Below are 21631 nucleotides of genomic sequence, written 5' to 3' on the forward strand. Positions count from 1 at the left end.
GTTCAGGCAATGACGATGTTGAATGTGCCGCCGCCTTCGCGAGCAGGCTCGCTCCCACAGGGATTTGGTTGCGATGAAGATGGTCGATCTGCCCCGTATCAGTGTGGGAGCGAGCCTGCTCGCGAAAGCGCAGTGTCAGGCAATGACGATGTTGAATGTGCCGCCGCCTTCGCGAGCAGGCTCGCTCCCACAGGTTTTTGGCTGTCTATCCAAAATCGAGATAAATCAAAAGGCTGCATCTTTGGGCCGAAGGCAGATATTCTGCGCTTCACACTGGTACGGGAACCCGATCAACTCCATGGCCAGCCACTGCCAGGATGAATTGCCCGACGCCAAAGGAGTGTTCGAATGAGCGAAAAGAAGCTGGAAACCACGGTCGATCGCGTCTACCAAGGGGTTTATGCGGCGATCAGCAAGCGTTCGTTGCGCCCGGGCATGAAGCTGGGCGAGGCCTCGCTGGCCGAGCTGTTCAATGTCAGCCGCACCTCGGTGCGGGCTGCGCTCAAGCAGTTGGAAGCCGATGGTCTGGTCACCACCGAGCCCAACAAAGGTGCATCGGTGTCGCTGCCCAGTGACGCAGAGCTGCGTTCGTTGTTCGAAACCCGGCGGCTGATCGAGATCGGCATCGTCACCGAACTGTGCCGGCGTAAAGACAGCGTTGCCATGCAGGACCTGCGCGAGCACTTGTTACTGGAAGATGCCGCGCATGCGGCCGGCGACCATGAACGGCTGATCCATCTCCTCGGCGAATTCCACCTAAAGCTGGCGCGCAGCCTGAACAATCCAGTACTGCTCGACTGGTTCCAGAAGCTGATCTCCCGGGCCTCGCTGTATGCCGCCGCGCTCGATGACGACAGTCATCAAGCCTGCCGCGACGATGAACACCTGCGTTTGCTCGAGTACATCGAAGCCGGCAATCAGAGCGCCGCAATCGAACTGACCTGCACGCACCTCAACGGAATCGAGAAAGCGATCCTCGACGTCGCGGCAAAAATGAAAACCGGCTATCACCCACTCAAACACTTGATTGGCGTCTGAATGGCTCTGCGTCGCAAATCAGCTATACCTGCGATGAAACCAATGCGTTTCCACAGCCTCGAAACACACGGGCGTCGCGTCGTTGTAGCGTTGCGATAGATCGGAAAACCGCAAAAAAGGACACTGAGTCAGGCGATGCAGTTTTTATCCGAAAGCCACGGTTGTGAAGGCTGGAAAGGCGAAATGGCCGAGCGCATCCGTGCGTTCGACTGGAGCCACACCGAACTGGGCGCGCTCGCCGAATGGCCGGCCAGCCTGTGCAACACCGTGCAACTGATGCTGGCTTCGCCGTTGCCGATGGTGATGCTCTGGGGCCACGCCGGATACATGATCTACAACGACGCCTATTCCGAATTTGCCGGTGGCCGCCACCCCTATCTGCTCGGCGTTCCGGTTGAGCTGGGCTGGCCGGAAGTCGCCGAATTCAACCGTCACGTCGTCGACACCTGCCTGGCCGGCGGCACCTTGTCCTATCGCAACAAAGAGCTGGTATTGCTGCGCGACGGCGTGCCCGAAGACGTCTGGATGGATTTGTATTACAGCCCGGTGGCCAACGACGAAGGCGTGCCCGGCGGCGTCATGGCGATGGTGGTCGAAACCACCGAACTGGTGCATTCCGAGCGCCTGCGCCAGGCGGCCGAAGATGCCTATCGCGCCGACAACGAGCGCGTGCGTCTGGCGCTGAATGCCGGCGCACTGCTAGGCTCGTTTGTCTGGGACATCAAGAACAATCGCTTCTCCGCTGACGAACGTTTCGCCCGCACCTTTTCCTATCCGCCGGATCAGGACCTGAGCGATCTGCAACAAGAGATCGCCGAATCGCGCATTCATCCCGAAGATCACCGTTGGGTGCAGGAGCGGGTTGCCCATTGCGTGCGCACAGGCGAGCCCTATAACGCCGAATACCGTGTGCGCCGCGCTGACGGCCAGTATCTGTGGGTGCTGGCCAGTGGTGCCTGCGAGTTCGATGAGCAAGGCAAGCCGTTTCGCTTCCCCGGCGTGCTTATTGATATTCATGAGCGCAAGAATGCTGAAGAGTCGCTGCTCAAATTCACCCGCAACCTCGAACAGCGCGTGGCCGCCGAAGTGGATGCGCGACTGGCCGCAGAAGAACAGTTGCGTCAGTCGCAGAAACTCGAAGCCATCGGCGGCCTCACCGGTGGCGTTGCCCATGACTTCAACAACTTGCTGCAAGTGATTGCCGGCAATCTGCACCTGCTGGCCCGGCATGAGCCGAACAATGCCAACGTGCAGCGCCGGGTCGGGGCTTCGCTGGCCGCGGTCGAACGGGGTGCCAAACTGTCTTCGCAACTGCTGGCGTTTGCCCGCCGCCAACCGCTTTCACCCGCCGTGTGCAACCCCGAGCAGATTTTCGAAGGCGTTGGCGAGTTGCTGCAACGCGCCTTGGGCGAAACCATTCAGATCGACGTGCAACTGCCGCCGCAGCCTTGGCATATCAACGTCGACCGCAACCAGTTGGAAAACGCGATTCTCAATCTGGCGATCAACGCCCGCGACGCGATGAAGGGCGAGGGCGTCATCGGCCTCAGTGCCGCCAATGTCTGTCTGGACAGTGAATACTGTGCCGGCAAGGGCATCGCGGCCGGTGAGTATGTTCGCGTGGCGGTCACCGACACCGGCGTGGGCATTGCTCCACAAATGCTGGAACAGGTCTTCGAACCGTTCTTCACCACCAAGGCCGACGGCCAGGGCACCGGCCTCGGTCTGAGCATGGTTTTCGGCTTCGTCAAACAGAGTGGCGGCCACGTCGAGATCGACAGCAAGCTCGGCGAAGGCACGCGGGTGCAGTTGTATTTCCCGCGCAGTCTGCGTCCGGTTCGCGAAGAGACCGCCAGTGTCTGCGAACGCAAGAGCGGTGGCCACGAAACCATTCTGGTGGTGGAAGACAATGACGCCGTGCGCGCTTCGGCGGTGGAGTTGCTGCGCGAAGAAGGTTATCGGGTGATGACCGCGTGCAATGGCGACGTGGCCATGCAGATGTTGCTGGAAGGCATCGACATCGATCTGATCTTCACCGACGTGGTCATGCCCGGGCTGATCAAGAGTTCCGATCTGGCCGCGTGGGCCAAGGTGCAGACGCCGCCGGTGCCGGTGCTGTTCACTTCCGGGCATACCCGCGACATCATTTCCCGCGACCACCAGCTCAGCCCCGATACGCATCTGCTCGGCAAACCCTACAGCCCGCAAGCTTTACTGCAGATGATTTGCGAGGTGCTCGGCACCTGATGCCGAGCGCTGCCCAGTTTTTCAATCAAGGCAGGCCGATGATTTCCAAGCGCAATTCCAAAGCACCCGCCGGCATGGTTCGCGTGCGCGGCGCCCGCGAACATAACCTGAAGAACGTTGATGTCGATATTCCGCGCGATGCGCTGGTGGTGTTCACCGGCGTCTCCGGTTCGGGCAAGTCGTCGCTGGCATTTTCCACGCTGTATGCCGAGGCCCAGCGGCGGTATTTCGAATCGGTGGCGCCGTACGCGCGGCGGTTGATCGATCAAGTCGGCGTGCCGGATGTCGATTCCATCGAAGGACTGCCGCCCGCCGTCGCTTTGCAACAGCAGCGTGGCACGCCCAGTGCGCGTTCATCGGTGGGCAGCGTGACGACGCTGTCGAGCCTGATCCGCATGCTTTATTCCCGCGCCGGCAGTTACCCGCCGGGGCAGCCGATGTTGTATGCCGAAGACTTTTCACCGAATACGCCGCAGGGCGCCTGCCCGGAGTGTCACGGACTTGGCCGCGTCTATGAAGTGACCGAAGCGCTGATGGTGCCGGACCCGAACCTGACCATCCGCCAGCGCGCCGTGGCGTCCTGGCCTTTGGCGTGGCAGGGGCAGAACCTGCGCGACATCCTGGTGACCATGGGCATCGATGTCGACATTCCGTGGAAAAAACTGCCGAAAAAGCAGCGCGACTGGATTCTCTTCACTGAAGAGACGCCGACGGTGCCGGTGTACGCCGGGCTGACCCCGGAAGAAACCCGCGTCGCCCTCAAGCGCAAGATGGAACCGAGTTATCAGGGCACCTTCACCGGCGCCCGACGCTACATCCTGCACACCTTCACCCACTCGCAAAGTGCGCTGATGAAGAAGCGTGTTTCACAGTTCATGCGCGGCAGCCCGTGCCCATTGTGCGAGGGCAAACGGCTCAAGCGCGAGGCGTTGTCGGTGACCTTCGCCGGTTACGACATTGGCGAGTTGTCGCAGATGCCGTTGCTGCAAGTGGCCGAAGTGCTGCGGCCGGTAGCGGCGGCGAATTATCTGGAACAGACTGAGGAGAGCGGCGACACCCTCAGCCATGCGCAAACTCGCGAGGCGCGTCAGCAGCGGGTCGCCCATGGCGCCAGCGGGCATGCCAGCGCGCCGGACGTGCGCCACACGCCGAACCTGTCGCTGGAAAAACGCTTGGCGGCGCAACGCATTGCTGAGGATTTGCTGGAGCGGGTCAGCACCCTGACCGATCTCGGCCTGGGGTATCTGGCGCTGGAACGCAGTACGCCGACGCTGTCGTCGGGCGAGTTGCAGCGTTTGCGCCTGGCCACGCAATTGGGTTCGCAGCTGTTCGGGGTGATTTATGTCCTGGACGAACCGTCTGCCGGTCTGCATCCGGCGGATGGCGAGGCGCTGTTCGAGGCGTTGCAGCGCTTGAAGGCTGACGGCAATACGCTGTTTGTGGTCGAGCACGATGTCGAAACCATGCGCCGTGCCGACTGGCTGATTGACGTCGGCCCGGCGGCGGGCGAAAAGGGCGGCCGCGTGTTGTACAGCGGTCCGCCTGCGGGACTTGCTGATATTGCAGACTCGCAGACCCGCGCCTATCTGTTTGCCGAAAATCAACGCCCTGAGCGCGCCGCGCGCAAGGCGAGCGGATGGCTGAAGCTGGACGGCGTGACGCGCAACAACCTGAATAATCTCAGCGCCGAATTCCCCTTGGGCTGTTTCACCTCGGTGACCGGGGTGTCTGGCTCCGGCAAATCGAGTCTGGTCAGTCAGGCCTTGCTGGAACTGGTCGGCGCGCAGCTGGGCCGTCCGGTGGCCGAGGCAGAGTCAGAAGAACCGAGCCTGGAAGATGACACGCCGCCGCCCAGCACCGGGCAGATCAGCGCCGGCCTGGAGTCGATCAAACGGCTGGTGCAGGTGGACCAGAAACCGATCGGGCGTACACCGCGTTCCAATCTGGCCACCTATACCGGGCTGTTCGACAACGTGCGCAAGCTGTTTGCCGCGACACCCGAGGCGCAAGCGGCGGGCTATGACGCCGGGCAGTTTTCTTTCAACGTCGCCAAAGGCCGTTGCGCCACATGTGAGGGCGAAGGTTTTGTCAGTGTGGAATTGCTGTTCATGCCCAGCGTGTACGCGCCGTGCCCAACCTGCCACGGCGCGCGGTATAACCCGCAGACATTGGCGATTCTCTGGCAGGGCTTGAGCATCGCCCAGGTGCTGCAACTGACGGTTGATGAAGCGGTGTCGGTGTTTGCCGAGCAGGCGGGGATTCGACGTTCGCTGGAGGTGCTGCGCGATATTGGTCTGGGTTATCTGCGTCTCGGGCAACCGGCCACGGAATTGTCCGGTGGCGAGGCGCAGCGGATCAAACTGGCGACCGAATTGCAGCGCAGTCAGCGTGGCGCGACCTTGTATGTGTTGGATGAACCGACTACTGGATTGCATCCGCGAGATGTCGATCGATTGCTCGAGCAGCTGGATACGCTTGTGACGGCGGGGCACACGGTGATTGTCGTCGAGCACGAAATGCGTGTCGTCGCGCAGAGCGACTGGGTCATCGACATCGGCCCAGGAGCGGGCGATCAGGGCGGCAGGATAGTCGCCGCCGGCACACCGCAGAAAGTCGCCGCCAGCACGAAGAGCAAGACTGCGCCGTTTCTGGCTCGGGCTTTGAGCCGATGATGGCAGCGACCTGCCGAACGCCTTCGCGAGCAGGCTCGCTCCCACAGTTTTGCAGCCTGTACCCAGAAAGGTGGCCATCCCCGGATACCCTTGTGGGAGCGAGCCTGCTCGCGAAAGCGGAATGTCAGTCACAGATGAGCTGACTGGACGAACGCCTTCGCGAGCAGGCTCGCTCCCACAGTTTTGCAGGCTGTACCCAATAAAGTGGTAACGCAGCAGACCCCTTGTGGGAACGAGCTTGCTCGCGAAAGCGGTGTGTCAGTCGCAGATGAACTGACTGGATGGACGCCTTCGCGAGCAAGCTCGCTCCCACAGTTTTGCAGGCTGTACCCAATAAAGTGGTAACGCAGCAGACCCCCTGTGGGAGCGAGCCTGCTCGCGAAAGCGGAATGTCAGTCGCAGATGAATTGACTGGACGGACGCCTTCGCGAGCAGGCTCGCTCCCACAGTTTTGAATGGTGTACCCAGACAGGTCGTCACACACCAGATCCCCTGTGGGAGCGAGCCTGCTCGCGAAAGCGGAATGTCAGTCGCAGATGAGCTGACTGGACGAACGCTTTCGCGAGCAGGCTCGCTCCTATACGGGGGATGTGTGTCAGTTCAGGCGCCATCCAGCGTGCGGCGGACCTTGTCGAGCAGTTCGCTGATCTGGAACGGTTTGACCAGCATGTCCATGCCGGTGCCAAGGAAGACCTGGCGGTTGAGCGCGGTTTCGGCGTAGCCGGTCATGAACAGGATCGGCAGCCCTTCGTGCCAGCCACGGGCAACATCCGCCAGTTCACGGCCGCTCATGCGCGGCAGGCCGACGTCGGTCAGTAGCAGATCGATCGACGGATCGTTCTGCAAGCGCTCCAGCGCCGACTCGATATCAGCCGCCTGTGTGCAGCGATAACCGGCATCTTCCAGCACTTCGGTAACGAACAAGCGCACCGTGGCCATGTCCTCGACGATCAGCACATGCTCGCCACTGCCTTTGGCATCAGGCACAGGCACAGGCGCGTCGGCCCCGGTCGGGTCGTTGGTGCCGGGCAACATGATGGTCACTTCGGTGCCACGCCGGGCGACGCTGCGAATGTGCGCATCACCGCCCGACTGACGGGCAAAACCGTAAATCGTCGACAGACCAAGCCCGGTGCCCTGGCCCAGCGGCTTGGTAGTGAAGAACGGCTCGAACACCTTGTCGATCACGTTGTGTTCAATGCCGGTACCGTCGTCGCGTACCGACAGCGCCACGTACGCACCATCGGCCAGATTCGGATCGCCGTGGGAATAGGCGGCGTAGGTGTTGACCCAGATATTGCCGCCGGAGGGCAGGGCGTCGCGGGCGTTGATCACCAGGTTGAGCACGGCGCTTTCCAGCTGTACCGGGTCGACCAGCGCAATCGCCGGTTTGTTGGTCAGTTCCAGCTTGAGGGTGATGCGCTCGCCGATGGTGCGCACCAGCAATTCTTCCAGCGAGCGGACATGCTCGTTGATGTCCACCGGCCGTGTATCGAGCGGCTGCTGGCGGGCAAATGCCAGCAGACGATGGGTCAGCGAGGCCGCGCTCATCGCTGAGTTCAGCGCTGCTTCGGTGTAGAACTGCACCTTGTCCAGACGCTCATCGGCCACGCGTTTCTGGATCAGTTCCAGACTGGTGATGATCCCGGTGAGCAGGTTGTTGAAGTCGTGGGCGATACCGCCGGTGAGCTTGCCCAGTGCATCCATTTTCTGTACTTGCAGCAATTGCGCTTCGGCATGCACGCGTTCGGCGACTTCCTTGGCCAGCTGCGTGGTGGTGTCGTCCAGCCGCGCCAGATGCGAGCGCTCGCGGTGGCGGTGCTCGGTGACATCCTCGACGAACACCAGGCTCAGTTCTGGTGTGCGATAAGGTGAAATCTGCCATTGCGTCTCGCGAATCTCGCCCTGCACGCGCATGTTCAGCGTGCCTTTCCAGCGCTCGCCGTCGACCAGACGCAGACGCAGTTCATCGAGGATCGAAGATTGATCATCGGCGAAGCATTCACGCAGCGCCTGCGCGTCGCGGTTATCGACGATCAACTGGGCAAAGGCATGGTTGCATTCATGCACTTTGAGACTGGCATCGAGCACCGCGATCGGCGCCGAGACGTTGGCGAAAATCTCGCGGAAACGTGCCTCGCTTTCGCGCAGGGCATTCTCCGTGTCGCGCACCCGCAGCAGGGTACGCAGCGTCGCCAGCAGCACATCGGGGTCAACCGGGTGAATCAGATAGGCGTCGGCGCCGGCGTTGAGACCGGTGATGATGTCGCCGGTCTGGATCGACGCCGCCGACACATGAATCACCGGCAACAGCGCGGTGCCCGGGTCGGCGCGCAGCAGGCGGACGATGTCGAAGCCGCTCATGTCCGGCAGGTTGACGTCGAGGATCAACGCATCGAGGGCTTCGCTCTCGATCAGGGCCAGGCCGTCGCTGCCGGTGCCGGCTTCGAGCACCGTGTAGCCGTGGCGCTCCAGGCGCCGACGCAGGGCGTAACGGGTGGCGACGTTGTCATCGACGATCAACAGGCGGATGTCACGATTCATCGACGTTCTCCAGAGCGATTGCCAGCGGGATGATGACAAAGAACGTCGAGCCCACGCCCGGCGTACTCTCGACCCCGACTTCACCGCCGAGCAGGGCGGCGAAACGCTTGCACAGTGACAGGCCCAGACCGGTGCCGCGCAGACGCTTCTGCAATGGCGAATCGACTTGGGAGAAGTCCTCGAACAGTGTGTCATGCAACTCGGCAGCGATGCCGATGCCGGTGTCGCTGACGGCAAAGCGCACCTTGTCTTCACCTTCCAGTCGCGCCGACACGCGCACTTCGCCACGGGTGGTGAATTTCAGCGAGTTGGAAATAAAGTTGCGCAGGATCTGCCCGAGCTTCTTGTCATCGGTATACAGGCGCGGCAGGCCCAGCGGCTCTTCGAAGATCAGATCCACCGCCGAAGCATCGACGATTGGCCGGAACATCCCGCGCAGGGCCGAAAACAGGTCGAACATGTCGAACCAGGCCGGCGAGATGCTGATGCGCCCGGCTTCGATCTTCGCCAGATCGAGCAGGTCATCAACCATGTCGCTGAGCTCGCGGGCAGCGGTGCTGACGAAGGCCACCTGCTTGTGCTGTTCAGGGCTGAGCGGGCCGTCGAGTTCGTCAGCGAGCAGACTGTTGATGCTCAGGATCGAGCCCAGTGGTGTACGGAATTCATGGCTCATGTATGACAGGAAGCGGCTCTTTAGATCCGATGCCTGTCGCAGTTCTTCAGCCTGAGTGTCGAGCTCGGCGTACAGCGCCAGCACGCCCTGGTTGGTTTCATCGAGCTCTTCGCGCAGGGCAGTGGTTTCGCGCTGCAACTGAGCGATGAGCGCCGCCTGTTCGGCATGGCTCAAGGTAGTCGATTCAGCCATGGGCGGCCTCCAGAGCAACGACCAGTACCGTCACGTCATCGCGGCCACGACAGAAGTCGCGGTGCAGGACGCTGGCTATCACGGACGGATGGCGATGCACCAGGCCGGGGTAGTCTTTGAGATTCCAACGGGACTGTAAGCCGTCGCTGTACATGATCAATAAATGTCCGTTCACGTGAGCATAGTCAAAGGGTTTGGCTTTACGGTACTGCCCGCCAACGATACCGGGGTGCGAGGCCAGGCCACGGGATTTGCCAGCCTCGAGCAGACTGGCGCCAATGTTACCGACACCGGCGAACGTCAGGCCATCGCGCTGGCTGTCGAATTGCGCGAAAGCGACCGCGCCGCCGCGGGTGCCGAGCATTTCCTGATGCAGGTCTTCCATCAATACCACAGGATCGGCAAACGGCGCCCGCGCGAATGCCTGAGCCCCGGCCAGGCCGGCACGTTCGGCGTCCTCGCCATGGCCGAGGCCATCGACCACCAGCGCGCTGATCCGCGAACCTTCATACGCCAGATGCCAGACGTCACCGCAGGCCGGATCGGCATGCAGCGAATGCTGGCTGACCCCGAAGCGGATATCGGCCTGACGATCGCTGCGCGCAAAGATCCGCGTCAGCAACACCGCGCCACGGTGGTCGGCGTAGACATCGAAGACATTGGTTTGCCGAGATACGGCGCCGAGGCCGATGCCCTGCGTACCGCCAGTGGAAAAGCCATCCGCCAGACAGGCATCCAGATCAAAGCCCTGCGCCCGATCCACGGTCTGCATTTCGATGCCGAAACCATTATCCGGCCGAGTCAGCACACGCAGGTGAAACTCGCCGCGCTGGGCATGCTTGAGCACGTTGCTCGCCAGTTCCGTCGCGACCAGTGCCACGCGGCCGGCATCGTTTTCGTCGAAGCCATGCTGCTCGGCGAGTTTCTGCGCGGTGCGCCGGGCGTGGCCGATCTGGCTGCTGTCCTCGATCGGCAGAACCTGGGTCAACGACCCGGTGATATTCATGTCCATCGTGTGATCGTAATGCGCGTGCCTTTGCCGGGCTCAGTGTCGAGTTCGAATTCATTGACCAGGCGCTTGGCGCCGGTCAGGCCGAGGCCTAGTCCGCTGCCGGAAGTCCAGCCGTCGGTCATCGCCAGTTTGATGTCGGGGATGCCCGGGCCTTCGTCGCGGAACGTGATGCGCAAACCGACCCGGCCGTTTTCCTCGAGGATCTGCCAGTCCATGTCGCCGCCGCCGCCATAGACCATGGTGTTACGCGCCAGCTCGCTGACGGCGGTGACCAGTTTGGTCAGGTCGATCAGGCGCATGCCGCATTCGGTGGCGAGCTTGCGCGTGGTCTGGCGCGCCAGTACCACGTCCTGTTCGATCAGGATGGGTTGAGTACCACTGCTGCGTACGGTCATTGCAGGCGTACTCGATCCTGCAGCAGTTTCATCCCGCGTTCGACGTTGAGGGCGGTGCTGACGCCCGGCAAGGTCATGCCCAGCTCAACGAGCGTGATCGCCACCGCCGGTTGCATGCCGACCAGCACGGTTTCGGCGTCCATGATTTTCGACAATCCGGAAATCGTGCCGATCATGCGCCCGATGAACGAGTCGACCATGTCCAGTGCGGAAATGTCGATCAGCACACCACGGGCCGAGGTCCGGCTGATGCGCTCGGACAGATCGTCCTGCAGGGTCATGGCGAGCTGGTCATGCATGTCGACCTGAATGGTCACCAGCAGCAGATCGCCCATTTGAAGAATCGGAATACGTTCCATGGTCAAGCCGTCTTGACGAGGCTGACACCCAAGCGGGTCAAGGCCAGTTTCAATGCGTCGGCCAGATTGGCCTTGGTGACTACGCCTTGCAGATCCAGACCCAGGTGAACGATGGTTTGGGCGATCTGCGGACGCACGCCACTGATGATGCAATCGGCGCCCATCAGGCGAATCGCGGTCACGGTCTTCAGCAGGTGCTGGGCGACCAGGGTGTCGACGGTCGGCACGCCGGTGATGTCGATGATGGCGATCTCGGAACCGGTGTCGACGATGCGTTGCAGCAGCGATTCCATGACTACCTGGGTGCGTTGCGAATCGAGGGTGCCGATCATTGGCAGGGCGAGGACGCCATCCCACAGCTTGACCACCGGCGTCGACAGTTCCAGCAATTCTTCCTGCTGACGCTTGATCACCGCTTCGCGGGATTTCTGGAAGGTGCCGATGGTGTGCATGCCGACCGTATCAAGCAGTTCGGAAACTTCCAGCAGTTGCTCGGCGAGCAGTGCCGGCTGGTCCTGATAATGGTTTTGCAGCAGGGCGAACAACGGGCCCTTCAGGGCAAAGATGAAATTGGCGGTTTGCTGGGAATCCTGGCCGAGCAGGGCGCGGCTCTGCGACAGCTTTTCAAGAAACTGACGGGTGTCTTCCCAGCCTGCGGCGGCAATCTTGCTGCCGTTGCCGTTTTCCAGACCGGCCAGCAGCAGGCCGAGCAAGTCGCGGGTTTGCTGAGCGAGGTCGTGTTCCTTGAGATTGCGCGTGGCACCGCTGGCTTCGAGGCGTTTGGTCCATTCGCTCAGCAGTTGAGCCTGGTTGTTTCTGATTGCTTCAACTGTGCTGTTCTGCAGTGCTGCCATGTGCGTGTCGCTCCGTTACGTAATGGTGCCGGGTCAGCGAAATGACCGGCGCGAATTGACTGACATTTGCCGCTTGAAATAGTTGTTCACCCAGCGGCGAATTTTTCTGCCTGCCGCGTCGAACGCCCCGCTAACTCTAGTCGGCGTGGCAGCAGGCAACGATGTTTTGAACGAATCTACGGCGTCAGGCTTCGAATCTGCATGCCCGACGTTTTCCAGTCGTGCTGGAAGAAGGAGGCAGGACTATGAATGAGGTGGATATGAACGAGCAAGCGCCGCAACAGCAAAATCAGTCCTCAGAGTCAAATAACCGCAACGACCCGGCCATCGACCCGCAGGCACCGGGACAAAATACCCCCGCGCCGGCTGAACAAGGACAGGCGGACAGCGCGGCTGCCGAGGTCGATCAGAAGCAGCATCACAATGACAACAGCAACGATTTCAGCCCCGGCTTCAAGCCTGACCCGGACCGTCCTGAACCGGGCGAGAGCACCGACGCCGATATCGACACCGATGGCGGTTGATCGCTGAAACGCAAAAAGGCCGCATCGAGGATGCGGCCTTTTTATTGCCGGGCGGTTACTTGCTCGGATGTTTGGCTTGCAGCTCTTTGGCGTGGGCCAGGTGTTTTTCCAGCGCTGGCAGCATCTTCTGCGCGAACGCTTTCAGTTCAGTGGCGCCTTTGGCCTTGTCATCGGTCACGGTGTTCGCCTGTTTCTTGAACAGCTCGATGGTTTCTTCATGAGCCTTGACCTGGTTGTTGGCATAGGCCGCATCGAAGGATTCATCGCGCATGTCGAGAATCTTTTCCTTGGCCTGTTTGACCAGGGTGGTGGTGTCCGGGACTTCGATGTCGTTGGCTTTGGCGATCGCCGCCAGCTCATCGTTGGCCTTGCTGTGATCGGTGATCATCTGGTTGGCAAAGGCTTTGATGTCTGCTGACTGGCTTTTTTCCAGAGCCAGGCGGCTGGTTTCGATTTCAGCGATGCCACCGGCGGCGGCGTTATCGACAAAATCGTTGTCGGTCGCGGCAAAGGCGCTGCCCATGCCGGCAGACAGTGCAACAGCCAGAGCGAGATGACGCAGGTTGAATCCGTCCATTGGGTATCTCCACGCAGGTTTTTGTGAGCGTTATCCAATGGAGCGAAGGCACAAGCCAAAGGTTTTATCGCATTTACGACAGGGCGACGAACGGCAACCGCTGGTCTGACAGGGTGTCGACAGAAGCCATTGCGCAAGGCCATGCTGATAACGAGTCAGCGCATCGGTCGCGCTGGTTGTCGATCAATTTGATGGAGGTGTTTCATGCCGGTTTCACATGATCTGTATCAGGACCTGGGGTGCAAGAAGGAAGAGATCGAGCAAAAACGCTCCGAGGATGCGAAGCTGGATTCGCTGCTCAACAAGTATTTCGAGGTGGATGCTGAAGTGGTCGAGGCCGAGAACGCCCAGTCAGACGCCCCCAGTGACGACGAATTGAAGAAGCTCAAAGAGAAGCGGGTGATCGTCAAGGAGCAGATCGTCGCCCGGTTGGCCGGGCAGCCGCTGACCGGTCAGTAGTTACCTGACCCGTGGTCGCCATCCGAAGGGAACGGCGACCACCCACGGCACCTCCAATGTGCAGAGTCTGCAAACCATCGACTCGTTGCGAGGTGCCTTATGAACGATCCGAAATTCCCCAGTGAAGAGCAGGGCGGCTTCGACCCGATTCCGACCCGCCCTGAACCGAACAGCCCGGCGCATACCACAGCGCATCCGGAAAAAACCGTAAAGGAATTGCCGGAGGATGAAGATCCGGAGAAGTTCGACCGGTCCAGCAACTGACAGACTGCCTTCGCGAGCAGGCTCGCTCCCACATTTGGAATTCGTTTCCCCTGTGGGAGCGAGCCTGCTCGCGAAGGCGCAAGTCCATTCCCCCGCAAATCGCGCAGGCTCACTTCAGCGCCGCATCCAACCCCATTCGCCCCATATGCATGGCCTTCAACGATCCGAAATACAACCACTGCCCATACTCGCGCACTGTGGTAATCGGCGAATAATTGCCTTCGCTCGCGTCCTGCAAATTGGCAATCACCTTGCCGTCCAGATCCAGCCCCAACACGAACCCACGCTTTTCAACAGGCTTGGGCAAAACCGTCAACGCCCGCACGATCATCTTGCGTACGAACGGGTGCTGCGCGGTGCCATCGAGTAACGCGTTGCGCGGCGCGTACAACGCTACCCAAAAGCGATTGCTGCCATTGAACGAGAGGTTGTCCGGAAGCCCCGGCAAGTTGTCGATGAACACATCATGGGTACCGGCCTTCGGCCCGCTCAGCCAGTAGCGGCTGATGCGATAAGCACCGGTTTCATTGACCAGCACATAGGCTTCGTCGGGGCCAAGGGTGACGCCGTTGGCGAATTGCAGCTTGTCGAGCAGCACGCTGGTCTTGCCGCTCTGAAAGTCGTAACGCAGCAAACGGCCGTCGGCGCCGTGCTCGATGATCGCCTCACCGTCATGGCCATAGCCCCAGCGGCTCGAGGCATCGCTGAAGTAGGCGTAGTGGCCTGACTTGTCGACCGCCACATCATCGGTAAATCCAAATGGCACGCCGTTGGCCTCGGTGGTCAAGGGGATCACGCGGCCCTGTGCATCCAGCGACAGCAAGCCTTTGACCGCATCGGCAATCACCAGCATGCCGTTCGGATGACGGGCCAGGCCCAGTGGACGGCCACCGGTGTCGGCCAGGACCTTGCGCTGCGTGCCGTCGAGGCTGCTGCGGATCAATCGACCGTCATGCAAACCGGTGATGAGAAAGTCGTCTTCGAGCAACAACGCCTCGGGTCCTTCGATGTCGCTCGGCCCGACCTTCGCCACAGCTTTGAGGCGCTGGTTGTCCGCGTAGATGCCTTCTTTCAGCGAGGGCGCCGGTGATGGTGTCCATGCTACCGGTTCGACTTTGGTTGGCAGCAAAAACAAGAAGGCGATGACGAGAGTGATCAGCAGGCACAGCAGATAACGTAATTTCACGCGCTGGCCCTCGCCGCGCCGATGTACTGCGCGGTCGTGTCGCGCAGGGCAAGCATGGACGCGGCAGACTCGCGCTCTATGCGTCGCTTGAGCAACAGGCGATTGGCCAGACGCATGAGCAAACCGTCAAAGCGATATTCCAGCGTACGCACGAAACGCGTGCCGCCAGCCTCCGCCGAGCATTCGTAAGTCAGCTGTAGCGACAGGCCCTGATCACTTTGCGCGCGTGCGCACCAGCGCCGGCCCGGCAGGTATTCAGTGACTTCCCAGCGCAAGTGACCGGCACGTCCGCCGGCATGGATGTCCTCTTCGAAACGCGCACCGGCATGCAGTGGACCGTGCGGACCGTCAATCTTCAATGAGGAGGGATGCCAGTCCGGCCAGTGACTGACGCTGGCGGCATAGGCCAGCACGGCGACCGGTTCGCCGGCGATATCGATCTGGTGCTGCATGCGCGTCATGGGCATTCGCGAATCACTCAAAGGGGCGGGTTCCGGCTCGAGATACAGCGTGCCGAACAGGTAGTCCATCAAGGGCAGAACGATGTTGAAATTGCGCTCCTGCATGCGCTCGCGGCGGTGATGCAGTTCATGCAGACGGCGCATCTGGCGAATCCACGGCAACCGGGTCAAGGGATTTCGCGGCGGCAGATGTTCACAGGCGTGAAAGGCTTCGTAGAGCAGATAACCGAGCACCATGCACCCGGCGAAAAGCCCGGCGACATTGGCGTTGACCTGCGCGAGCAGCCACCAAAGGGGCAGGGTGATCACCAGGGTATGAATGACGATCAGCCAGGCAGGAAACAGAATCACCCGCCAGTCCCTCGCGCTGTCGTAGGTCATGTGCCCGGGGGTAAAAAAGCTGTGATGATCGCCGGCATGCCGCGCGTAGAACATCTTTGCGAAGGCTTTTTTGTGATGGCCCAGATGGCGATGGACCATGTATACGCCGAAGTTGAACAACAACAGGCTCAGCGGCACCGTCAGCCATTCCAGCCAGTTCACTGAATGCACCGTGCGCCAGAACGCAGCGATCGCGAAAATGCCGAACAGCAACACGAACGCGCCATGCAGCCACGGGTTGTACAAAGGATGAATGGCCGCGCGGTAGCGGCTGCGGAATGCCTCGGTGGTCTGCCTCAATGCGTTTCACCTGCAGGTATTGTTGTTATACCCGGCAGATTAGCCGATCCGCTGACTTGTGCAGCGCGAACCTTGCGGCCTTAAGCGCCATGCTCTGGACTGAGGCTGTCCGTCAGCTCAACGGATTCCAGCGCTGCGACCAGTCGTCATCGGTGCGGATCACTTCGCGCAACAGATCGAAGGCCTGTTGCAGCACTGCCGAGTCGCGATCACGGGAATACACCAGATAGGTCGGATAGCCGAATTCCGGCGCTTTGGTGACGGCTTCCAGGGCGCCGGTCTCCAGGTAAGTGCGCACAACGCGAGTACGGAAATAGCCGCTGCCGCCATGTTCGAGGATGTATTGCAGGGCCAGCGGGCCAAGGTTGAAGCTCAGCGCGGCTTTGGCTTTTTCCGGCAGGGCGGCGTCGTGCTGACGGCGGAAATCCGGGCCCCAATCGATGTAGACGTAAGGCTCCGGACGCTCGGGGGCGCGCACCAGAATCAGTTTTTCCTCCAGCACTTGCTCGACCTGCAGACCCGGCCAGTATTCCGGTTGATAAACCAGCGCCGCATCGAGCACACCGAGTTCGAGCTGACGCAACAGATTCTCGCCATCGCGGATTTCCATGCGCAGAGCATGGCCGGGGATTTTCTCGCGCAGTTCCGCCGCCCAACTGAGCATCAACGGGTTGCACAGGCTGACCTCGCCACCGATGTGCAGAACGTTGTGATAACCCTCGGGCAGCGGCAAGTCGCGGCGCGCGGCTTCCCAGGTCTGCACCAGTTGATTGGCGTAGATCACGAACGCTTCGCCATTGGCCGTCAACTTCGCCCCGGCGCGATTGCGCACAAACAGCGTACTGCCCAACTGGCTCTCGAGTTTCTGCACCCGCGCGGTGATGGCTGTCTGCGTGACGAACAGCTTCTGCGCGGCGGCGGCGAGACTGCCGTGACGGACGATTTCGAGGAAGGTGCGAGCGAGGTCGATGTCCATGGGGCAGGGCCGATTTCTGGAGGTGGGGCGCATTGTAAGTCAAAAGTCCCTCTCCCTAGACCTCTCCCGGAGGGAGAGGGAACTGATTGGGTTGTCCCCTTGTAATGCATCCTCCAGGAATCGTGTCGGTCATGGATTCACTGCTTGAATTCAGGTCGCTGAAGGTGCCGAACATCCCCGGCTCAGTTTCCTCTCCCTGGGAAGAGGGCTAGGGTGAGGGGCAAACAGTCACCAGAAATCTAACTTGCCAACTCGGTCCGCTCCACCAACCCCACCCGCGCCCACTCCTCTACCAAGCGCGCCGGCGTGCCACACACCCTGCGCTTGTAAACGAAGTGCTCACACCTGTCAGCAAAGCGATTGCGGTCATGCAGCATGTCTTGCTGCATTTGTTCCAGCTCAGCTTCTCGGCATCGATGGATCAACGCCTGATCAATCCGCGATTTGCGCTCACGTACCGGCGCATAAGTCGGATCGCTCAGCGCGCTGTTCGCTCGTTGCAGCAGCCACAGGGAAAACTCGTCCGGGCAGCGTGGGCCGATCTCCTGAACCATCCCCAGTTGCCACGCTTCAATCGCACTGACCGGCAAACAGGCCTGAGTCAACTGCTCGGCCAGTGCCGGGCCGACGGCGCGGGGCAGGCTGTAGGTCCAGTACTCAGAGCCATACAGACCCATGCTCTTGTAGTGCGGATTGAGCACGATATCGGCGCGGGCGAACACGGTGTCCGCCGCCAGCGCCAGCATCACACCGCCCGCACCGGCGTTGCCTGTCACGCCGCTGACCACCAGTTGCCGCGCGCTGAGCATTTCTGCGCAGACGTCGTCGATTGCCTGAATATTCGCCCAGGCTTCGGCGCCGGGATCCTGCGCGGCTTGAATCACGTTCAGGTGCACGCCGTTGGAAAAGCTACCGCGACCGCCCCTGATCAGCAGCACTCGCGTGTCCCGAGCCTTGGCCCAGCGCAGCGCCGCGGCCAGACGCTGGCATTGCTCGGTGCTCATCGCGCCGTTGTAGAACTCGAACGTCAGTTCCCCGACGTGCCCGGACTCACGGTAACGAATCGGCTGATACGCTTCGTCGCTGAATGGCTGTGTGGCGATCGACCAGTCCAGCACCGGCACATGGTTGAGTAGTCCGGCCAGCACATGCCGCGCCGGTCGCTTGAAGGTTTCCTCAGCGTGTTGAGGCTTGCGCCGCAGCGCGCCGATCCACAGGCTCTGGTCGCCGGCAGCCACCAGCACGGCGTCGCCATGTACCGCAAGAATCTGGCCGGGCATCCCGCTGCGCGAATCAAGGTGCGCGTCATACAGGTAATACTGCCCGCCAGCCAGACTCGCCAGTACGCCGGGTTGGCCGTCGGCGGCGTCTATGCAGCGCTTGATGAAGCGCGCGCAATCGTGCCAGCTGAAACTGCGATCAGCCTGTCTCATGTTCGGTTGCAGACGGCCACGCACGCTGGGGTGGGTGTAATCGAGCTCGACCGGCTGAAACCCTTCGACGAATTTTTCCACCACCTCGTGGATGCACACCATCGCCGCGTCGCTGACCCGGCCGTTGTACAGCTCGGATTTGCGCAAGCCCGCCGGCAGATTGAATTCGCACGTCGCCCACACTGGGCCGGCGTCCATTTCCTCGACCGCTTGCAGCGCGGTGACACCCCAGACCGAGAGTTCGTTAGTGATCGCCCAGTCCAGCGCACTCGCGCCCCGGTCGCCAACGATGCCGGGATGAATGATCACCACCGGACGCCGGGAATCGCTCCACAGCGCCTGTGGCACGCGGTCCTTGAGGAACGGGCAGATCACCAGATCGGCGCCGCTGTGCTCGATCTGTTCACATACCGCAGATGCCTCGGTAAACAGCACCACGCTGGGCGAGTGTCCGGCCTGACGCAGTTCCAGCCAGGCCCTTTGCGTCAGGCCGTTGAACGCTGACGCCAGCAGGATGATCTTGAGCGATTGCATGGGGATTCTTCCTTGAGTGAGATCGGCCGCAGGCTCCCGGTGAGCCTTCCTTGGCTGTCGATGGAGCAGCAAGAGTACGCAGTGCTTGCACGTACACAGCTGACCGAGGTCAAGGTTGTGTCAGGCAAGGCGTCGGTCAGTCGCTGGAATTTCCGTTTAAGTCCTACGGAAACAGGAGCGTTTCGATCAGATATGTGGATATTTCTGACGACTTTTTCAGGTTGGTCGTCGGACGCCGGGTCTATAGCATCAGTCCTGACATTGAAGTCATCGAGCGCACAGATCGCTCCGGCCCCGGACAAAGGATGGAATATGCGAATCCCACTGATTGAAAGCCATACGCCTGCTTACTCGCCTCGCCATTATTGGCGCGACGATCGCGCCAGGTGTCCCTCGGAGGACGTTGCCATGCCGAGCGCCAAAGTGCCCCGGCTCACGGGCTTGAAGAAGCTCGAGGGCAAACCTCTGGAGTTGCTGTTGCGTGGGCAGGACACCGGCGACGATCCGATGCTCATCCTGCGCTGCACAAGCGAAGGATTTGAGCTGCTTGATGTGGTGAACATGATCGCAACCTCCGAGCTGTACCAACAGGGCGAGATGGTCAAACGCATCACCGGCAGATCCGTAAGAACCGTGCGACGTCTGCTCAAGGAAGGCGCGTCGGTGCGCCTGGACACGCCGCAGAGCGTGATCGCCTACCAGTATGCCGCTGCGCTGGAACTGGCCATCGAAGTATTCGGGCGTCAGGCCAAGGCCGAATCATGGCTGGAACACCGCGCCACTTACTTCTACGGATATGTGCCGCTCGATCTGGTTGGACATGCGCTGGGCTTCAGGATGGTGGAGGAGTATCTGAACCAGATCAAATACGGGGTTTATCAATGAACCCCTTGCCCTGGGATGATCGCTGGTACGCCTGGCGGCTGGATCGCGAGGTGTACAGCGAGACCTGGGACAGCGGCCTCGGATCGAAACGGGACGGCGGCCGCTGGAATACGCCCGGCCGCAGAGTCGTTTATGCGTCGGTCGACCCCTCCACGGCGATACTGGAGGTGGCCGCCCATGGCAGCTTCGATGCGCTTGATCAGGAGCCCTATGTGTTGACCTGTTTTGAAATCACCCACGACGCCAGCGTCAGAATCGTGCAACCGGAAGATGTGCCCAATCCCCATTGGCTCACCCCGATCAAAACCTCGCCCAACCAGCGAAAGTTTGCCGATGCACTGTTGGCTGAACATCCATTTGTTCTGGTGCCTTCGGTGGCCACCCGACACTCATGGAATTTGCTGGTGAGTTGCGATCTGGCGGAAGGTCAGTTCAGGATGGTTTCGCAAGAGCGGTTTGGGCTGGATACGCGGTTGTTGCAGGAGGGTTGATCGTATCGGTAGAGATCTTCAGAGTCGCTGCAAGGATTCGTCGCGGCGGCTCGGGCGCGGGACACCTAGCGAAAAGCTACTTCCAGGCACTGTGTTGGCCCGGTAAATTCCCCGCTTTATCGCAGACAAGGAAGTTCAACATGGCAAAATTGAAATGAAGGCTGCGAACCTATTGGGTAACCACTGGTTTTCGTGTGCTCTGCTGGTTTCCGCTTGCTTCACCGGCAATCTTGTTCATGCAAAAGAACCAGAGAGTCACCCCCGGGTGATTATGTATTACGGCCCGTGGAGTCCGGAAGAAAACCGTTTCGACGCCAGCCGGTGGTTCAGTTCAGGTATGTATCGCCCGCGTCTCATGGGCACTCCGCCTGAAGAGAGCCCAGTGACCATGCTGCGCAATAGGCCTGAAAGTTTGCGACATATTGAGAATGATGTTCTCTTGACAGAAGCGTTATTCGCTGTAGGGCGACAGTTTCCGAAGTTGGACACCGAAGACCTCATTCTGAATACGCCGGACCTGCACCGCCAGATACGGTATGCCTATAGTTCATTTGCCGAGCCTGACAGGCCGGTGGATTCCTATTGGCTTTTCATCACGTTTGCAAACAAGACCGTGGTCGTTACGATCGATTGGGACGTGACAGAAAAGAAACTCTTGCCCCGCTCGATGGCTTCGAATCTGATCGAAAAAAGTGATGAAGAGGCGGCATACCTTCAGGTAAAAAAAGAGCTTGATGGGACGGCTTCAGCCAAGCGTTAACTCACGTTGCCATGTCTTCAATGGTTGAAACGACAAATCCCGCCAATAAGCGGGATTTGTGTTTTACCAAGAAGCTTCTTACGAAGGGAACAGCTCGGACAGTTTCATCGACAGCATCATGTCGCCTTCAACGCGCAGCTTGCCGCCCATGAAGGCCTGCATGCCGTCGGTTTCGCCGCTGACGATGTCTTTCAGGGTCTGGCTGTCCAGCACCAGCGTGCAGTTGGCGTCCGGGTTTTCGCCTTCCTGGATGTCGCAGGTGCCGTCTTTGACGATCAGTGCGTATTGCTTGTCTTCGTCGGTGATGTTGAAACCGAAGACCAGGTCCAGACCGGCAGCGGCGGCTGGGTTGAACTTGGCTTGCATTGCTTTTACGGCATCAGCTACGGAGGTCATGGTTCGATCCTTTCTTGG

Annotated in this window: 22 protein-coding genes; 10 read left to right on the forward strand and 12 right to left on the reverse strand. The window is 60.5% G+C overall.

Features of this window, described 5'->3' with window-relative positions:
- Positions 1-73 precede the first annotated feature (73 nt).
- From PS14A_RS26610 to PS14A_RS11035, 4 genes are all read left to right on the forward strand, one after another.
- Positions 74-352, forward strand: a complete 279-nt coding sequence (locus PS14A_RS26610) for a hypothetical protein (RefSeq protein WP_249121249.1) — start codon at positions 74-76, stop codon at positions 350-352.
- Entirely contained in the window at positions 349-1038 is a 690-nt protein-coding gene (locus PS14A_RS11025) for a GntR family transcriptional regulator (protein ID WP_016774461.1), read from the forward strand. The genes PS14A_RS26610 and PS14A_RS11025 overlap by 4 nt, the downstream gene beginning before the upstream one ends.
- A 135-nt stretch (positions 1039-1173) precedes the next feature.
- Positions 1174-3285, forward strand: coding sequence for a PAS domain-containing hybrid sensor histidine kinase/response regulator (locus PS14A_RS11030; protein WP_137213421.1), 2112 nt, complete (start codon positions 1174-1176; stop codon positions 3283-3285).
- Positions 3286-3323: 38 nt separating this feature from the next.
- Positions 3324-5957 carry an excinuclease ABC subunit UvrA gene (locus PS14A_RS11035; protein WP_212616169.1) on the forward strand — a complete coding sequence of 878 codons (2634 nt, stop codon included), beginning with the start codon at positions 3324-3326 and terminating at the stop codon, positions 5955-5957.
- A 600-nt stretch (positions 5958-6557) separates the two neighbouring features.
- Here PS14A_RS11035 and PS14A_RS11040 read toward each other — a convergent pair.
- The 6 genes from PS14A_RS11040 to PS14A_RS11065 are packed head-to-tail and all read right to left on the reverse strand — an operon-like array spanning position 6558 to position 11986.
- Positions 6558-8501: a response regulator gene (locus PS14A_RS11040; protein ID WP_212616170.1), complete on the reverse strand. Its 1944-nt coding sequence runs from the start codon at positions 8499-8501 to the stop codon at positions 6558-6560.
- Positions 8491-9366, reverse strand: a complete 876-nt coding sequence (locus PS14A_RS11045) for an ATP-binding protein (RefSeq protein WP_212616171.1) — start codon at positions 9364-9366, stop codon at positions 8491-8493. The genes PS14A_RS11040 and PS14A_RS11045 overlap by 11 nt, the downstream gene beginning before the upstream one ends.
- Complete coding sequence (locus PS14A_RS11050; RefSeq protein ID WP_212616298.1) at positions 9359-10372, reverse strand: ATP-binding protein; 1014 nt, start codon at positions 10370-10372, stop codon at positions 9359-9361. The genes PS14A_RS11045 and PS14A_RS11050 overlap by 8 nt, the downstream gene beginning before the upstream one ends.
- Positions 10369-10773: an anti-sigma regulatory factor gene (locus tag PS14A_RS11055; RefSeq protein ID WP_016774465.1), complete on the reverse strand. Its 405-nt coding sequence runs from the start codon at positions 10771-10773 to the stop codon at positions 10369-10371. The genes PS14A_RS11050 and PS14A_RS11055 overlap by 4 nt, the downstream gene beginning before the upstream one ends.
- Entirely contained in the window at positions 10770-11132 is a 363-nt protein-coding gene (locus PS14A_RS11060; protein ID WP_016774466.1) for an STAS domain-containing protein, read from the reverse strand. The genes PS14A_RS11055 and PS14A_RS11060 overlap by 4 nt, the downstream gene beginning before the upstream one ends.
- A gap of 2 nt (positions 11133-11134) precedes the next feature.
- Positions 11135-11986 carry an STAS domain-containing protein gene (locus PS14A_RS11065; RefSeq protein WP_130909935.1) on the reverse strand — a complete coding sequence of 284 codons (852 nt, stop codon included), beginning with the start codon at positions 11984-11986 and terminating at the stop codon, positions 11135-11137.
- A 260-nt stretch (positions 11987-12246) separates the two neighbouring features.
- On the opposite strand from PS14A_RS11065, the gene PS14A_RS11070 reads away from it, so the two are divergent.
- Positions 12247-12510 carry a hypothetical protein gene (locus tag PS14A_RS11070; protein ID WP_212616299.1) on the forward strand — a complete coding sequence of 88 codons (264 nt, stop codon included), beginning with the start codon at positions 12247-12249 and terminating at the stop codon, positions 12508-12510.
- A 55-nt stretch (positions 12511-12565) separates the two neighbouring features.
- Here PS14A_RS11070 and PS14A_RS11075 read toward each other — a convergent pair whose 3' ends face one another.
- Positions 12566-13087: a DUF4142 domain-containing protein gene (locus PS14A_RS11075; protein WP_016774469.1), complete on the reverse strand. Its 522-nt coding sequence runs from the start codon at positions 13085-13087 to the stop codon at positions 12566-12568.
- A gap of 204 nt (positions 13088-13291) precedes the next feature.
- On the opposite strand from PS14A_RS11075, the gene PS14A_RS11080 reads away from it, so the two are divergent.
- Both PS14A_RS11080 and PS14A_RS11085 read left to right on the forward strand, forming a co-directional pair.
- On the forward strand, positions 13292-13546 hold the full coding sequence (locus PS14A_RS11080; protein WP_016774470.1) for a DUF465 domain-containing protein: 255 nt from the start codon (positions 13292-13294) through the stop codon (positions 13544-13546).
- A gap of 99 nt (positions 13547-13645) precedes the next feature.
- Entirely contained in the window at positions 13646-13810 is a 165-nt protein-coding gene (locus PS14A_RS11085) for a hypothetical protein (RefSeq protein WP_165368399.1), read from the forward strand.
- Between the two features lie 109 nt (positions 13811-13919).
- Here PS14A_RS11085 and PS14A_RS11090 read toward each other — a convergent pair whose 3' ends face one another.
- The 4 genes from PS14A_RS11090 to PS14A_RS11105 form a co-directional block, all read right to left on the reverse strand.
- Entirely contained in the window at positions 13920-14996 is a 1077-nt protein-coding gene (locus tag PS14A_RS11090) for an SMP-30/gluconolactonase/LRE family protein (protein WP_212616172.1), read from the reverse strand.
- Entirely contained in the window at positions 14993-16138 is a 1146-nt protein-coding gene (locus tag PS14A_RS11095) for an SRPBCC family protein (protein ID WP_212616173.1), read from the reverse strand. The genes PS14A_RS11090 and PS14A_RS11095 overlap by 4 nt, the downstream gene beginning before the upstream one ends.
- A gap of 112 nt (positions 16139-16250) precedes the next feature.
- Positions 16251-17114 carry a LysR family transcriptional regulator gene (locus tag PS14A_RS11100; RefSeq protein ID WP_024012724.1) on the reverse strand — a complete coding sequence of 288 codons (864 nt, stop codon included), beginning with the start codon at positions 17112-17114 and terminating at the stop codon, positions 16251-16253.
- Positions 17115-17353: 239 nt separating this feature from the next.
- Complete coding sequence (locus tag PS14A_RS11105) at positions 17354-19081, reverse strand: hydrogenase maturation protein (protein WP_212616174.1); 1728 nt, start codon at positions 19079-19081, stop codon at positions 17354-17356.
- 12 nt (positions 19082-19093) lie between these two features.
- Here PS14A_RS11105 and PS14A_RS26820 point away from each other — a divergent pair, with 12 nt between their 5' ends.
- The 3 genes from PS14A_RS26820 (at position 19094) to PS14A_RS11120 (ending at position 21217) form a co-directional block, all read left to right on the forward strand.
- Positions 19094-19966 carry an MbcA/ParS/Xre antitoxin family protein gene (locus PS14A_RS26820; protein ID WP_330221326.1) on the forward strand — a complete coding sequence of 291 codons (873 nt, stop codon included), beginning with the start codon at positions 19094-19096 and terminating at the stop codon, positions 19964-19966.
- A complete protein-coding gene (locus tag PS14A_RS11115) occupies positions 19963-20457 on the forward strand; it encodes an RES domain-containing protein (protein ID WP_016774476.1) in 495 nt (164 codons plus the stop codon). Before PS14A_RS26820 ends, PS14A_RS11115 begins: the two co-directional genes overlap by 4 nt.
- 154 nt (positions 20458-20611) lie before the next feature.
- Positions 20612-21217 carry a hypothetical protein gene (locus PS14A_RS11120; protein WP_137213429.1) on the forward strand — a complete coding sequence of 202 codons (606 nt, stop codon included), beginning with the start codon at positions 20612-20614 and terminating at the stop codon, positions 21215-21217.
- Positions 21218-21295: 78 nt separating this feature from the next.
- On the opposite strand, the gene PS14A_RS11125 is transcribed toward PS14A_RS11120, so the two are convergent.
- Positions 21296-21613, reverse strand: coding sequence for an SCP2 sterol-binding domain-containing protein (locus PS14A_RS11125; protein ID WP_016774477.1), 318 nt, complete (start codon positions 21611-21613; stop codon positions 21296-21298).
- Positions 21614-21631 lie beyond the last annotated feature (18 nt).

The organism is Pseudomonas sp. 14A, assembly GCF_018132745.1.
GTDB lineage: Bacteria > Pseudomonadota > Gammaproteobacteria > Pseudomonadales > Pseudomonadaceae > Aquipseudomonas > Aquipseudomonas mercuritolerans.